This window comes from Streptomyces sp. ME19-01-6, assembly GCF_033793745.1.
Classification (GTDB): Bacteria; Actinomycetota; Actinomycetes; order Streptomycetales; family Streptomycetaceae; genus Streptomyces.
The window spans coordinates 208,541-223,636 of record NZ_JARAXF010000004.1 but is presented as its reverse complement, the minus strand read 5'-3'; the positions used below and the strand labels follow the sequence as shown (position 1 = coordinate 223,636).

At 71.7% G+C, this 15,096-nt stretch carries 7 protein-coding genes; 1 reads left to right on the top strand and 6 read right to left on the bottom strand.

What is annotated here, in order from left to right; genetic code table 11:
* Nucleotides 1-6: 6 nt before the first annotated feature.
* The 4 genes from PV419_RS10955 to PV419_RS10940 all read right to left on the bottom strand — a co-directional run bounded on the left by PV419_RS10955 (nt 7) and on the right by PV419_RS10940 (nt 5,315).
* Nucleotides 7-1,248, bottom strand: coding sequence for a hypothetical protein (locus PV419_RS10955; RefSeq protein ID WP_319687778.1), 1,242 nt, complete (start codon nt 1,246-1,248; stop codon nt 7-9).
* Entirely contained in the window at nt 1,248-3,059 is a 1,812-nt protein-coding gene (locus PV419_RS10950) for a non-ribosomal peptide synthetase (protein WP_319687777.1), read from the bottom strand. Before PV419_RS10950 ends, PV419_RS10955 begins: the two co-directional genes overlap by 1 nt.
* Before the next feature lie 77 nt (nt 3,060-3,136).
* Nucleotides 3,137-4,495, bottom strand: a complete 1,359-nt coding sequence (locus PV419_RS10945) for an MATE family efflux transporter (protein ID WP_319687776.1) — start codon at nt 4,493-4,495, stop codon at nt 3,137-3,139.
* On the bottom strand, nt 4,488-5,315 hold the full coding sequence (locus PV419_RS10940) for a thioesterase II family protein (RefSeq protein ID WP_319687775.1): 828 nt from the start codon (nt 5,313-5,315) through the stop codon (nt 4,488-4,490). The genes PV419_RS10945 and PV419_RS10940 overlap by 8 nt, the downstream gene beginning before the upstream one ends.
* 26 nt (nt 5,316-5,341) lie before the next feature.
* On the opposite strand from PV419_RS10940, the gene fabD reads away from it, so the two are divergent.
* A complete protein-coding gene (fabD, locus tag PV419_RS10935) occupies nt 5,342-6,355 on the top strand; it encodes an ACP S-malonyltransferase (RefSeq protein WP_319687774.1) in 1,014 nt (337 codons plus the stop codon).
* A 344-nt stretch (nt 6,356-6,699) separates the two neighbouring features.
* Here the strand turns inward: fabD and PV419_RS10930 are convergent, their stop codons facing one another.
* Together PV419_RS10930 and PV419_RS10925 are read right to left on the bottom strand one after the other, a co-directional pair.
* A complete protein-coding gene (locus PV419_RS10930) occupies nt 6,700-7,734 on the bottom strand; it encodes a MupA/Atu3671 family FMN-dependent luciferase-like monooxygenase (RefSeq protein WP_319687773.1) in 1,035 nt (344 codons plus the stop codon).
* Nucleotides 7,731-15,053 (bottom strand): non-ribosomal peptide synthetase, encoded by a 7,323-nt coding sequence (locus tag PV419_RS10925; protein WP_319687772.1) that lies wholly within the window; start codon nt 15,051-15,053, stop codon nt 7,731-7,733. Before PV419_RS10925 ends, PV419_RS10930 begins: the two co-directional genes overlap by 4 nt.
* Between the last annotated feature and the right edge of the window lie 43 nt (nt 15,054-15,096).

Below are 15,096 nucleotides of genomic sequence, written 5' to 3'. Positions count from 1 at the left end.
CGGGCGTCACTCATAGCGGACCTTGACCACATCGGCCATGTCATGGAGCAGTGAGGCCAGCGCCTCATGGGTGTCGGTGGCTCCGAAGCAGATGTAGACGTGCGCCAGCCTTCCCAGACGCCAGTCGATGGAGTCTCCGGCTCCGCGTTTCAGGACGACCCGAGAAATACCGGGTAGGCGCTGCAGCTGATCGAGCCCCGACACCTCGGCGACGCGTCGTGCCTCCACAGGAGGGACGCGAGCGTGTATGAACGCGATCCGTTCGTAGGTGATGTCGCCGGCCGCCTTCATGGCTTCCGCGTCCCCGAGAGCGATGCCGGCCGCCAGACGGATGACGTCCACCCCTGTCGCGCGGGCGAGGAGGGTGTTGACGAGGCCTCCGAGGCGTCCGTTTACCTCGATGACCTGCGGCCCTGACGGAGTGAGCTTGACCTCGGTGTGACACACCCCGGTGCGGACGCCCAGGGCGGTCAGGGCGCGGGTGGCCACGTCCAGGACGGCATTCTCATCTGCTTCCTGCAAGGCCGCGGGCAGGAACGACCCGGCTTCCCGGAAGGGTGGCGCGAGCGGGAATTTGCCGGTGACGGTCAGATGGGTGATGGCACCGTCGAGGGCGGCCGATTCCACGGAGACGTAGTCGCCCCAGGGGGCGGTGTCCGCGGCTCCCGGGAGTTCCCGTTCGAGGACGAAGGCTTCGGTCGCGCCGGGCGCCGCTGGTCCCGGGAATTCCGAACGGCAGGCGGCGGCGAGGTCGTCGTGGGAGGAGATGCGGTAGGTGCTTCGGCTTCCGGTTCCGACGTCGGGTTTGAACACGGCCGGCAGACCGACTTCCGCTGCGGCGAGCCGGGCGGAGTCCTCCCCGATGACCAGCCGGGAAGGGACCGCGGATGCCCCGCAGCCGTTGAGCACCTCACGCTGCAGGTGCTTGTGGGTGAGCTTGCGCACCAGTGCGGGCGAGTGGAACGGAAGATTGAGTTCCGCGGCGAGGGCCCCGGTTTTCTCCAACTGGTAGTCGGTGAAGGTGACGATTCCATCGGGCCGTTCCGCGCGCAGCTTCGCGGCGGCGCGGCCGAGGTCCAGCCCGCTGATGTCGCACAGCCGGCCCAGCTCGGCCATGAGCTCTCTGGGCTGTTCATCGAACGGGGAGTCCGGGCAGACGAAGATCGGTTCGGCCAGCCCTTCCAGCGCGGCCGCGATCTCCACCACGTCCGCGGCGCCCATGTCGTAGACGACTGCGAGCCGCCGCATCACGACACCTGCCGGTCCGAGGCGTCGCGTTGGGCATCGCGTTGGGCGTCGATGAGCGCCGCCAGGTCCCTGAGCACCGGGTGGTTGAGGATCGCGTTGAAAGGAATGGTCACGCCGAGCTCCTTGACCACCCGCTGCCGGATGCGGAAGGCGAGCAGCGAGTTGCCGCCCGCGGCGTAGAAGTCGTGTGTGGCGCCGACCGGTTCGTCGCCCAGGAACTCCTGCCACAGCCGGGCGAGGTAGGTCTCCGTCTCCCCCGACGGCAGGTCGGACGGCGAGAGCTGCCGGGAGTCCTTCGCCAGCAGCGCCCTGAGCGCCGCCACGTCCCGTTTGCCGTTCTCGTTGTCGGGAATCCGGGGCAGGAGCAGGACGCGACTGGGCACCATGTATTCGGGCAGTTCCCGCTTGGCGTACGCCAGGAGCTCCTCGTCACTCAGTGCGCTGTCCGCCGCCACGAACGCCACCAGGCGCAGGTCCGGTTCTTCGCCGGTGGTCAGCACGATCGCCTCCTTGGCCAGCGGGTGCTGGGCGAGCGCGCGCTCCACCTCGCCCGGTTCCACCCGGTAGCCGCGGATCTTCACCTGGTCGTCGGCGCGTCCGACGTACTCGAAGACCCCGTCGGGGCGCTGCCAACCGAGGTCGCCGGTCGCGTACATGCGGCTGCCGTTCCCGGCGAAGGGATCGGGAAGGAAGCGCTGCTCGGTCAGCTCCGGTTGGTCGATGTAGCCGCGGGAGACTCCCACGCCGCCCACGTACAGCTCGCCGACCTCACCGGCGGGCACGGGCTTGCGGTCGGCGTCCAGCACGTACATGGAGAAGCCGTCCAGTACCGGGCCGATGGGCACCGAGGTGTCCTCGGGTCCCACCGACTCGATGTGGGCCACTGAGCAGCCCGTCGTGGTCTCCGACGGGCCGTAGAGGTTCCACAGTGACCCCTGGAAGCCGCTCGCCAGCACGTCCCGGCAGGCGGAGGCCAGCATGGTGCCGCCGCCGACCTGCAGGACGCGCAGGCCGGCGAAGGTCTCCGGGCTCTCGCGGGCCAGGTGGTTGAACGCCATGGTGGGAGCGATCATGACGCTGATGCGGCGGTCCTCCAGCTCCCGCTTCACATCGGAGGCCAGGAGTTCCGTCATGGCGGGCATGACGACGATCTCCGCTCCGTACGCGAAGCTGCACCAGGTCTCGAAGTGGAAGGCGTCGAAGGAGACGCTGGCGATCTGGCTGGTGCGATCGGTGGGCAGCAGCTCGGGCATGACGCGGTTGTGGGCGAAGGCGAGCAGGTTGCGGTGTTCCAGTACGAAGGCCTTGGGGACCCCGGTCGAGCCCGAGGTGAACAGCACACAGGCCCCGTTCTCCGGCGCGGGAAGCGGCAGGTCGCCGGGGACGGGGGAGCCGGGGACGGAGGAGGCGGGCCCGCTGTGCCATTCGATGACATCGGGCCCGAGGTGGGAGAACCGCTCGCGCCACCCTGGTTCGGTCACGATGGCCTTGGCCTTGCTCCGCTGGATCATCAGGTCCCGGCGCGTGTCGGGATACCGGACGTCCACCGCGACATAGGTCGCGCCGGCCTTGAGGATGCCGAGCAGGGCGACGAACACCTCACTGGAGCGCGTACGGTGCACCACCACGCGGTCCTCCCGGCCGACCCCGCGCGCGACCAGGTGCGCGGCGAGCACGCCGGAGCGCTCGCTCAACTCCCGGTAGGTCAGGGTCTGTACGCCGTCACTCACGGCATCGCGGTCCGGGTGACGCGCTGCTGTCGTCTCGAAGAGCTCGACGAGAGTGCCGGGTCGCTCACGATCGTCGGACATGCCCATGGAGGTACTCCTGACTTCGCGGAAATGACGCGGATATGACGGTGCGCACGTGTGGGGTACGGAGAGGTGACTCACGCGCTCGCAGGGGCCGGCTCGGGTGTGGTCAGCGAGCCACTGCGGCGCTGGAAGAAGAAGGCCTGCCCGGCCACCAGCAGCAGGTTGGCGCCGGCCAGGGAGAGCCACAGCGCCTTCAGGCCGCCCGCGGCGCCGACGGGCAGGGCCACCAGGGCGAGCAGCCCGTAACAGATCGCGAAGATCACCAGGCTGGGGACGGTGCGCTTGATGCCGATCAGCCCGAAGCCGAACACCGCCTGGACCGCGTCCGCCAGGACCGCGAGGAGGACGACGGGCAGCAGGTCGAGCACCTTGTCGTGCAGGCCGGTGTCCTTGGTGAACAGCGAGATCACCGGGGTACGCGCCACCACCAGAAGGAGCGCCAGACCGCATACGGCGGACAGGGCCACCAGAACACCCGCGTGAGCGCTGCGCCTGACCTCCCGTACGTCGCCGGTCTTCACATGGGCGGCCATGAGCGGCACGGTCGCCTGGCCCACCGCCACCGCCGCGGTGAACATGAGGTTCACCAGGGACAGGGAGATGCTGTGCACGGCCGCGCTGTCGGTGTTCACCCGGGCCGCGGAGAACGCGAGGACGCCCAGGACGGCGAACTTGATGAGCACGGTGGCCGCGAGCGGGATGCCGACCGCGGCCAGCCTGAGCACCTCGCGCGGATGCGGAAGCCCCAACCGCAGCGACCTCCCGGCCAGCACCGTGTCCCGGCGCAACTGGATGTGCGCCAGGGAGGCGTTGATCAGGCTGGAGGTGAGCATGGCGATGCCGGCGCCGGGCAGGCCGAGGCCCTCGAACGAACCGACGCCGCCGACCAGGACCAGCGAGAGCACGACGGCGGCGGCGGTGCCGGTCATCCCGGAACGCATCACCGCCTTGCTCTTGCCGAGCCCGACGAGGGTGGACGTCGCGGTGGCGGCGATCGACATCACGAGCACGCTGCAGGCGAGGATGTACGGGAAGACACCCAACTCGTCGAGGGTAGTCTGCGGCACGCCACCGACCCTGCCGATCAGCGGCACGGAGGCGACCGCCGCGGCACCGAGCAGTCCGACACCGATCCCGAGCCACATGCCGTTGCGCAGGACGGGCAGCAGGCCGTCGGCGTCATCCTTGTGGGTGGCCACGAACGGCATGACTCCGCGCATGGCTCCGGACACCGCGGCGGTGGCGGGGCTGAACACGGCCAGGGTGACGGCGAAGGCCGCGAGCGAGGCCGTGCCATGCCGCCCCAGGACGGCCGTGTCCACCAGGGAGGCCGCCGACGAGGCGATCATCGTCAGGTAGAGGGGGAGCGCGGCGCCGGCGATCTGCCGCGTCTTCTTCTCTCCCTCCGGACCGGAGGGCTTGTTCTCAGCCATGGCTCTCAGCGTCTTCCATTTCTTCTCGCGCCGCTGCTGGTGTACCGGACAGAGCGGAATTCACATCCGCCACGAGACTCTTGCAGAAGCTTTCCGGATGATCGAACAGATAAAAGTGGCCACCGGGCCAGGTGTGAAAACTGACGGGCGACAGGGTTCTCTCTCGCCAGCCGTCCAGCAATTCATGCGCGGCGAGCGGATCGGCGTCCCCGGAGAAGACGGAGACGGGTATGGAGAGTGGTGGTCCTTCGCTGTGTTCGTAGGTGTCCACGATGCGCAGATCGGCGCGGAGAACGCTCACCATGTAGTCGACCACGTCCGGGATCGCCAGCATTTCCTCCGGGGTGCCGCCCAGCTCCCGCAGGAACGCGACGAGGCGCCTTTGGGGCCACAGGTCGCGCCGTTCCAGCAGGCGCTCTTGGATGCGGTGCGGTGCGGGGCTTCCGGAGACACCCAGCCAGGCCGGTGGGGTGCCCCGCCGTTCGGCCTCTCTGGCCAGCTCGTACCCGACCAGCGCCCCCAGGCTGTGGCCGAAGACGGCATAGCGGTCGCCGGCGCTGTCGAAGACCGCGGGGGCGACGTGCGCGATCAGTTCGGCCGTGTCGCCGCAGGCCGACGCGCCGACGGAGGCACCCCGTCCGGGCAGTTCGACGGCCAGCGCCCGCCACGTAGGGGGCAGGTGCTCGGCCAGCGGCGCGTAGCTGGCGGCCGAGCCTCCGGAATGGTGAATCAGAAAGCAGGTCAGCTCTGTTTCCCGCGCTTCGTTCCCGTATCGCCTGGATCGGGATCCGATATCTCTGATGATTACTTGACTCGGCATTGTCTCCGTCCCGGCTGATCGATAGGGTGAGCGATCGCGGTCGAGGCCGCGTCAAGCTTTGGTGTCACGAAGCGAACGGGGTAGCCGTGGACAGGATTGCGTTTCTCTTCCCCGGGCAGGGCTCGCAGGTGCCCGGAATGGGAAAAGATTTCGCCCGGGAATACGCGGAAAGCGTACGGGCCTACTACGCATCGGCCGACGAGATTCTGGGGCTTCCGCTGAGCCGGCTGTGCTTCGAGGGCAGCGAGGAGGAGCTGTGGGACACCGCCGTGACCCAGCCCGGTGTGTTCCTCACCAGCCTCGCCGTCTCCGCGGTGCTCCGGGAACACGGCGTCCGGCCGGACGTGGTGGCCGGCCACAGCCTCGGTGAGTACACGGCCCTGGTGCACGCGGGGGTACTCGCCTGGGAGGACGCGCTGCGGCTGGTGCGGCGTCGCGGCCAGCTGATGGCGGGGGTCAACCGGCGCACACCGGGGCGGATGGCGGCGGTCCTGGGGCTGCCGTCCGAGCGGGTCCGTGAGCTGTGCGAGGAGTCGTCGCGCTCCACGGGTGAGACCGTGGCCGTGGCCAACTACAACTCGCCGACGCAGACGGTGGTGTCCGGCACGGTGGCCGGGGTGGCGGCCGTCACCGTCGCCGCGCGGGCGGGCGGAGCGACACATGTCGCGGAGCTGAAGGTGAGCGCGCCCTTCCACTCGCTCCTGATGAAGGACATCGAGGAGGAGTTCGCCGACCGTCTGGAGGCCGTCCCGTTCTCGGCCCCGTCCCTCCCGGTGATCGCCAATGCGACCGCCGGGTACGTGCACACGGGCGAGGAGGCCCGCGAGTCGCTGAGGCGCCAGCTCTCCTCGCCGGTGCACTGGAGCCAGACGCTGGAGCTGCTGGTGCGGGAGGACGTCGACGCGCTGGTCGAGGTCGGTCCCGGCCGGGTGCTCACGAACATCAGCCGCGGTTCGGCCTCGCAGGTGCCGGCCATGGCCGTGGGCACCGTCAAGCAGTTGGGTCAGGCGCTTGCCCGGCTCACCGCGGTGCGGGCGTAGGCCCTGTCTCCCCGATCTCCCCGATCTCCGCGGGCCCGCGACGCCTGGCACGCTCCCCCAGCTACCGCTGGGCGGTACCACCTCCCAGCTACCGCTGGGAGGTGCCCCCGCGCTGCGTTGTCGGCCCGCCCGAGTAGGCCCTTCCCCAAGCTCTCGGCTTCGCTGGAGCAGGGGATACCCCGTCCGAGGGCGACCCTCCGCCTTGCGATCGCACGCGCCAGACGCCGCGGGCCCCGCGGCGTCAGCCGCTGATGTCGCCGGCACAGAGACCGGGGAGACAGGACCTGGCACGCGGGGGGCGGGAGGGCGGCAGACGGCCGTCCGCCGCCCTCCGGTCCGGGAGATCACAGCTGATCGCACCTCTCCCGCAGCACCGCCAGGTTCCGCAGCGCGCCGAGTACCTCGTCCGCCGCGACGCCGAAGTCGATCAGACAGGCGAGCTCGTCGACCCCCAGGTCGGCGAGGCGTTCGACGATCGGCAGGCAGCTGTCGACGGAGCCGATGAGGCACCGGGTCCGCGCGTGCTCCTCGTAGGCGTGGTCCAGCAGCTCGCGCATCGCGGCGTCCGACGCCTGTCCCGCCCCTTGGCTCTGTGGCGACTTGAGGCCGAAGAGGCTCATGGACGAGCGCATGTACGCGGTCAGGGGGGCACGGGCCGTCTCCAGCGCCGTACGGCCGTCCTCGGCGACGAACGTGTGCAGCATGACCGTCACGCGGTCGCTTTCGATGCCGTATCCCGCGCCTTCGAGCGCCTCGCTGTAGTCAGCCAGATTGTCCTCCAGCCGGTCCCAGGACTGCCCGAGAAGGTGGGTCAGGATGCCGCACCCCAGCTCTCCCGCGAGGGAGAACGTCTCGGCGGAGCCCGCCGCGGTGACCCAGAGGGGCAGCTCGTCCCGCCGGGGGCGCGGGTAGGTGTGGATGAGCCGCTCCTGCCCGCCCGGCCCCGGACGGAGCACGGCCTCACCGGACCACAGCGCGCGCAACTCCTGGATGCCGTCACGGACCAGGCTCTTGTTCTTCTCGAAGTTGCCGGGTGCCAGGACGAAGTCCTGCGGGTTCCAGCCGGAGGCGATGGCCAGGCCCGCCCGGCCGGCCGAAAGCTGGTCGACGACGGCCCACTCCTCGGCGACGCGCAGCCGATCGTGCAGCGGAAGCACGACGCTTCCGGCGCGTACGTCGACGCGCGAGGTGATGGTGGCCACGGCCGCCGAGGTGACGGAGGGGTTGGGGAACGGCGCGCCGAAGTCGTGGAAGTGCCGCTCCGGCGTCCAGACGGCCGAGAAGCCCTCCGTGTCCGCGAACCGCGCCGCCTCCAGGAGGAGACGGTACTGCTCGGCGGTGTCCTGCCCGTTGGCGAAGAAGAACAGGCTGAACTTCACGCTCCCTCCCCGGGATCGATGGATGCGGCAAGGTCCGCGGCGGTGGTGTCGGCCTCGAACACGAGGGCGTACAGCACGGTGCGGTACAGCGCCATCACTTGTGCGTCCCGCCGCTCGGCCGCACCGCGGGCGTAGGCGAGCTGTGCGCGGAAGGCGCGCGGGCTGTCGGCGACGGTCAGCTGCAGCCGCTGCCCGGGGGCCAGTACGTCGGGCCCGACGGCACGCAGCTCCCGCGTGCCGAGCCGGAGCGGCTCGCCCTCCTCGCGCGCATAGGTGAAGACGGCCGGAAGGCTCTGGAAGGCCCCGAGCCGTTCGTCGGCGGCCGCGAGATCGGCGTAGTTCACGGTGCGTACGCCGTCCACCTCGTCGAAGACCTCGCGTACGGCCTCCAGGGCGTGGCGCAGCGGCTGCTCGGCGCGCAGGCGGAAGGGGAACGGTACGAGGTTGGCGAAGCTGCCGACCGTCGCGTCGAGCGAGGGGTGGACCCTGCCGTCCAGCGCCAGCCCCAGGCAGACCTCGTCCTGGTCCCGCGACCAGGCCAGGGCGGTGGCGAAGGCGGTGAGGTGCAGCAGGAAGGGGGTGACGCGGTGCTCGGCGCATCTGTGGCGCAGTGTCTGCTGGAGCTGCTGCCCAGGGGCCCAGGACCTGCGCCCGGCGATCTCGCCGTCGACCGCCGGCCCGAGGGTGTCGGCTTCCCGTGGGGCCCCGGGCAGGAGCCGGAGCCAACCGCGCGCGGCCCCCTCGGCGCGCTCACTGCCGGCCAGGGCCTGCCGCCAGGTGAGGTAGCGCAGGAATCCGTCGTCCGTTGCGCGGTGGGCCGTGGGCGCGGCATAGGCCTCGGCGAGGGAACGGCACAAGGTGTTCAGGCTCCGCCCGTCGAGGGCGGCCAGATGGACGGTCAGCGCCAGCAGGGTGTGGCCCTTTGGCACCTGCGCCGCCACGACCCGGAACAGAGGTTCCCTGACGGGATCGATGGGTGTGCGCTGAGCCTGGTCGTACATCCATGCCGCGGCCTCCTGCGGCGTCCTGCCCGCCGGTATCCCGGGCAGATCGAGCACCGCGCGGGTTGGTGGCCCCGCGTCCGCGTCGGCCGCGTACGGCACGCGGAGGGCCGCGTGCCGGGCGAGGACGACATCCACCGCCGCGCCCAGCCGTGCCGGGTCCAGGAGTTGCCCGGTGTCGAACACGAAGGTCTTCTGCCGGTCGCGGGAGGGGGAGCCGTCGAGGAGCGCGCGCTGCCCCGCGGGGACGACGAGCGGGGCGGCGACGGCGGGCAGCTCCTCCTCGGCGTTCGTCGCGGGGCGGCGGCCGGCGATCAGGGCGGCGACCTCCGCGGCCGTGCCGCACCGGTAGAGCTCCCGCACCGACAGCCGGACGCCGGACTCCTCCCGTATGCCGTGGATGACGCGGGTGGCGAGCAGGGAGTGGCCGCCGGCGTCGAAGAAGTCCTCGTCCGGGCCGAGCAGCGGGTTGTCCAGTACGCGGCGGAAGACGGCCAGGACACCGTGCGGAGCGCCGTCGGCCTCGGACGCGTCGTGGACCGTGCTCCGTGGCGCCGGACCGCCCGGCCGGGGCAGCCGGGACACCTCCACCTTCCCGTTGACATTGACCGGGAGGCTGTCGAGGACGGTGAAGGACGACGGCACCATCGCCGCCGGCAACTCGTCCCTGAGCCGGTCGCGGGTCCGCTCGGCCACGTCGGCCCCGGAAGCGGCCACCACATAGGCGTCGATGCGCTGATCGCCCGCCGTGCCGCCGACGACCAGGGCGACGTCGCGGATCCCGGGGTCCTCGCGGATCACCGTCTCCACCTCGCCCAGCTCCACACGGAAGCCGCGGATCTTGACCTGGTTGTCTCCACGGCCCAGGAACTCGATGTCGCCCGAGCGCAGCAGCCGCGCTCGGTCTCCGCTGCGGTAGGCGTGTGCGCCGTGCGCCGGGCCGCCGTCCGGGCCCGGACGCAGGAAGCGTTCCGCGGTCAGCTTCGGCTGACCCAGGTAGCCGGTGGCCACGCAGTCGCCGTGGATGAGCAGCTCGCCGACCGAGCCGCGGGGGGTGCCGCGGCCCTCCTTGTCCAGCACGGACAGTGTGACGTTCTGGATCGGGCGGCCGATCGGTGCGTGCCGTGGCCATGCACTGGGCGGTCCGCTGAACCGGTAGGAGGTCACCACGTGTGTCTCGGCCGGCCCGTAGTTGTTGATCAGCCGGCATTCCTTCAGGGACTCGAAGAAGGAGATCACCGACGCGCTCAGGCGCAGCTGTTCGCCGGTGGAGGCGATCTCCTTGAGCGAGGAGAAGGCGGCGGTGTCGTGCTCGAAGCGCGCGGCGAGCGCGTGCAGGAGGGACACCGGCAGGATGGCCTTCTCCACCCGGTGGTCCCGGATGAAGCCGGCCAGCAGGTCGTGGTCGTGTTTGGTCTCGTCGTCGGCGATGTGGAGGGAGCCGCCCGAGCACAGGGCGGCGAAGGCCTCGTGGAAGGAGGCGTCGAAACCGAAGGACGCGAGCTGCAGCCGGCGCAGCCCCGCGGTGTGGCCGGCGGTCTCCCAGTGGATGAGGTTCGCCAGCGCGCGGTGGGGGAAGTGGATGCCCTTCGGCCGGCCCGTGGTGCCGCTGGTGTAGGTCAGATAGGCGCCCACCGACAGGTCCACAGCGTCGCCCGGGACGCTGTCCGCGCCGCCTCGTACCACCGTGATGTCCGCGAGCTCCAGAGCCGTCGCGTCGACGGCGAAGTCGGCGTCCTCCTCGCGCTCGGAGACGACGACGGCGGCGCCGCAGTCCTCGGCCATGGCCGCGAGTCTGCGCCGCGGGTGACTCAGGTCGAAGGGCACCGGCGTGCCGCCCGCGCGCATCACGCCCACGACAGCGCAGACCAGGGGCACCCCCCGTGCCATGGCGATGCCCACGGTGTGGCCGGGACGTACGCCGAGCCCGGCGAGCAGGTCGGCCACCCCCGCCGAGACACGGGCCAGTTCGCCGTACGTGAGGGAGGTCCGGCCGTCGGTGACCGCGAGGCGGCCGGGTTCCCTGGCCGCCCAGTCGGCGAAGACCGCGTGGACCGGGCGCGGCGGGACGGGGACCCGGGGGCCGGTCAGGGCCGCGGAGGTCCGGGCGGCGGTGGCGGGCGACTGGGAGGGGACGTCCCTCAGCGGTCGGTCCGCAAAGTCCACGACGGTGGTCAGGAGAAAGGCGAAGGTGTCCTGCCAGCCCGCGACGGTCTCCCTCTCGAAGCGCTCGGTGTCGTAGAGGAAGCGGCCCGTGATGCTCCCGTCCCGGCCGAACCACCAGTCGAGGGAGAGCTCGTACGGGCTGGTGTGCCGCTCGAACGGCAGGGGGCGGCGCTCGAGCCCGGCCGGCGGCGCGGCGCTGCCCGCGTCCAGGTTGAGCATGTTGAACAGCACCTGGAAGATCGGGGCGCCGTCCAGGTCCTGACGGCCTTCTCCCAGCCGCCGGGTGAGCACCTCGACGGGCAGATCCTGGTGGTTCAGGGCCGTGGTCACCCGCTCGGCGACCTGCCCCAGCAGCGCGTGGAAGTCCACGGTCTCGTCGGTCCGCACCCGCAGCGGGAGGGTGTTCACGAAGTTCCCGATGAGGTCGCGGGTCTCGGGCCGGTGCCGTCCGGACACCGGCGTCCCGACGACGAGATCCGTCCGCCCGGTGACCCTGGCGAGCAGCAGGAAGAAGACGGCGAGTACGACGGCGAAGGGCGTCACGCCGCACTGCTCGGCCAGGGCGCGGACCCGGCCGGAGAGTTCCGCCGGAAGGGCGAAGTCGACGGTGCTGCCCCGGTAGCCGCGGCGGGCACCGGGCGGCCGGTCACCCGGCAGCTGGAGCGGCTCGGGCGGATCCGCCAGCTCGTCGAGCCAGAAGCGCACCTGCCGCTCCGCGTCCGCGGAGGTCAGCCATGCGGCGACGGCACGGTTGTGGGCGGCCAACAGGCCCTCGATGGCGGGCAGGGCGGCCTTGTCGCCACCGGTTCGCTCCGCGTAGCAGGCGTACAGGTCACGCAGCAGGATGCCGGTGGAGTGGGCGTCCGCGCAGATGTGATGCACCGAGAGGGCGAGGACGTGCCGGCCGGGCCCGGTGGTGAGGACGCGCGCGGCGAAGGCGGGGGCCCGCTCCAGCGGGAGCCCGCGGTCCAGCAGTTCGGCGATCGAGGACCGCAGGGCCTCCTCGCCGTCGACGGCGAGGACGGGGAGTTCGACGGGCACCTCGGGCAGGATCTCCTGCGTCGTGCCGTCCGCGGTCGTGCGGAACACCGCGCGCAGGCTCTCGTGCCGGGCGACGACGTCGGCGAGCGCGGCACGCAGCGCCTCGATGTCCAACGGGCCGCGCAGGTCGGCGAGGACCGGCACGTGGTACGCCTCGGCCGCGCCGTCGATCTCGCTGAGGAACAGGAACCGTTCCTGTAGGGGAGTCAGGGGGATCGGACCGCTGGGGGACACCGGGTCTTGACCGCCCGGCTCGCGTCGTATGCCGGTGTCCGCCGCCGCCCCCTGTGTTCCGTGCGCCAGCCGGGCCAGGTGGGCCGGCGTCGGCTCCCGCAGGAACGTGCCGAACGGTACGTTCACCCCAAGCCGCGCACGGGCCATGGCCACGACCCGGGTGGCGAGGAGGGAGTCGCCGCCGAGGGTGAACAGGTCGTCGTCGTCCGCGACGTCGTCGACCCCCAGACACTGCGCGAAGATGTGCCGAGCCGACTGCCGGGCGGTTCCCGCCTCGTCTGCCTCCATCGCCGGGGGTTCCGGGCCCAGGGAGCGTGCGGACCCCTCGGCGCCGGCCTGCGGCGGTCGTGGTTCCAGCCAGTGCCGCTGCCGGTCGAAGGGGTACGCGGGGAGGTCCACGACGCGGCCGCCGACAACATCGACGAGCCCCGAACGGTCCTCCAGGAGCCCCAGCGCCCAGGCGCGGCCGAGGCGAGCGAGCAGCGAGGCGTCGCCGCCCGGCGTGCCGGGCGGGCCGGCGACGTGGACCGCTCCCGCGAACACGCTAAGCGGCCCCGGGGAAGTAGGGGTGGGTTCCCGCGTCGTCTGGTGCGGTGCATCGCAAGGCGGAGGATCGTCCTCGTACTGGGCGTACTCGGGCGACTCCGACAACGCGGCGAGGTGCCGTGCCAGGCGGCGTGGGGGCTCGCCGCTACTTCCCCGGGGTCGCTTGGGCACCGCGGCGGCAGGGAGCCGCGCGGCCGCGCCGAGGTGGACGAGTGCCGAGATCCGGGGCGGCAGGGTGCGCCGGCCCGGCGTGGCCGCGGCGTTGCCGAAGGCCAGGGCCGGGTCCGGCCGGCGGCCCGCCGGGCACAGTTCCGCTCCGTCCTCGTCGTACCAGGGGATGGTCAGCGCACGGAGCGAGACCCGGCGCAGGACGTGCTCGTCCGAAGAGACGCCGTCGGCCGGCAAGTCGGCGAAGGCGGTGGCGAGTTCGTCCTCCGTCAGCGCGCCGGCCAGCACAGCGGCGGCGGGGCGGGACGCCCGGTCGGCGACGACGGCGCGCGGGACGGCTCCCCGGTGCTCCGCCCACACGGCGGCCTCGCCCAGTGACACGACGGTGGACGTCAGCAGCGCCGGGGCCCGGGTCGCCAGGCAGCTCAGCGCCTGCTGGGCCGTCATGCCGCGCGCCGCGGCCCACGGTTCGACGAGCCGCTCGGCGGTCTTCTGGAACGCCGGATGGCGACCGAGAAGTTCCTGGACCGCCTTCTGGCCGGGCTCGGCATGCCGCAGGACGAAGGCGAAACCGCCGCGCCCCGTGTCCACGCCGTCCCCGCCATCCCCGTCGAGGGTGAGGGGTTCCCGGCCGTCGGCCCAGAGCAGCGCGCGCCGGAAGGGCAGGACAGCATGGCCGCGCGCCAGGGTGTACGCCATGTCGCGCACGCCCTCGGGAGTCTGAGCCGTGAGCCGCTCCCTCAGGCCGGCCTCCCATGCGTCCAGGGCCGTACGCGACGCGGCCGAGAAGGGCAGCAGCTGTGCGTCACGGGCCGGGCCGGCGACGGTCGGCTCCGGCTCCGCCGGCGCCTCCTCCACCAGCAGGTGCACGTTCGTGCCGCCCACGCCGAACGAGCTGACCCCGGCGAGCAGCGGTCGCGGGCCCTCCCATGGCCGCAGCTTTCCGGTGACCCGGAACGGCGAGGTGTCGAAGTCGATGTGCGGACTGGTCTCCTCGCACCACAGCGTCGGCGGCAGGGTGCGGTGACGCAGCGCGAGGACCACCTTGATCAGGCCGGCGATCCCCGAGGCCGAGTCCAGATGACCGATGTTGGACTTCACGGACCCGATCCCGCAGAAGCCGGTCGCGCGGCTCGTCGCGCGGAAGGCTTCGGTGAGGGCGCTCACCTCGATGGGGTCGCCGAGGGCGGTGCCCGTGCCGTGCGCCTCCACGTAGGAGACCTGATCGGCGTCGATGCCCGCCAGTTCGAGCACCGAGGCGATCAGCTCGGCCTGTCCCCGGGCGCTGGGCGCGGTGTAACCGCTCTTCCGCGCCCCGTCGTTGTTGACCCCGCCGGCCCGGATCACCGCGAGCACCCGGTCGCCGTCGGCCAGCGCGTCCTCCAGACGCCGCAGCACCACGACCCCGACACCGCTGGCGAACACCGTGCCCCGGGCGTCCGCGGAGAAGGGCCGGCAGCGGCCGTCGGGGGAGCCGATGCCGCCCTCCACATAGGAGTAGCCGAGGTCGGTCGGCTTGATGCCGGCGCCCCCGGCCACGGCGGCGTCCGCCTCGTAGTCGAGCAGCGCCCGGCAGGCGTGGTGGACCGCCGCGAGGCTGGAGGAGCAGGCGCAGTCGACAGCGGCGCTCGGACCCGTCAGGCCCAGGCGGTAGGACACACCCGTCGCGGTGAACCCCCGGTCGTTGCCCATGAGGACGCGGTGCCAGCCCAGGGCCTCGACCACCTCGGGGTGGCTGGTCACATGGTGCAGCAGGTAGTCCGAGTGGTTCATCCCGAGGTACACGCCGACGCTTCCCTCGAAGGCTCCTGGTTCGAGAGCGGCGTCCCGCAGGGCGTGGACCGTGGTCTCCAGCAGAAAGCGCTGCTGCGGGTCGGTCGCGGCTGCCTCGGCCGGTGTCATGCCGAAGTAGTCCGCGTCGAAGAGCGAGGGGTCCGCGAACCGCATACGCGTGGCGACGTACGACGGGTCGTCGCGCACCCGGTCCAGCAGTCCCGCGCGCCTCAACTCCTCGTCGGGAACGGTCTCCCGGGGCTCCACGCCGTCGCGCAGCAGCTCCCAGAACGCACTCGGGGAGTCCGCGCCGGGGAAGCGGCAGGCCATACCGGTGATGGCGATCGCCGGGAGCTCGTCGTCGTGTTCGTCGGGAAGATCGGCAGCCAAGGCTCACACTCCGGGACTTCTGCGGCACGCACTCACCGGAGCG

Excerpts from the sequence above, each read along its gene's own strand:
- PV419_RS10945 (WP_319687776.1), bottom strand. The coding sequence starts at position 4,495 with ATGGCTGAGAACAAGCCCTCCGGTCCGGAGGGAGAGAAGAAGACGCGG.
- PV419_RS10950 (WP_319687777.1), bottom strand. The coding sequence starts at position 3,059 with ATGTCCGACGATCGTGAGCGACCCGGCACTCTCGTCGAGCTCTTCGAG.
- PV419_RS10940 (WP_319687775.1), bottom strand. The coding sequence starts at position 5,315 with ATGCCGAGTCAAGTAATCATCAGAGATATCGGATCCCGATCCAGGCGA.
- PV419_RS10955 (WP_319687778.1), bottom strand. The coding sequence starts at position 1,248 with ATGCGGCGGCTCGCAGTCGTCTACGACATGGGCGCCGCGGACGTGGTG.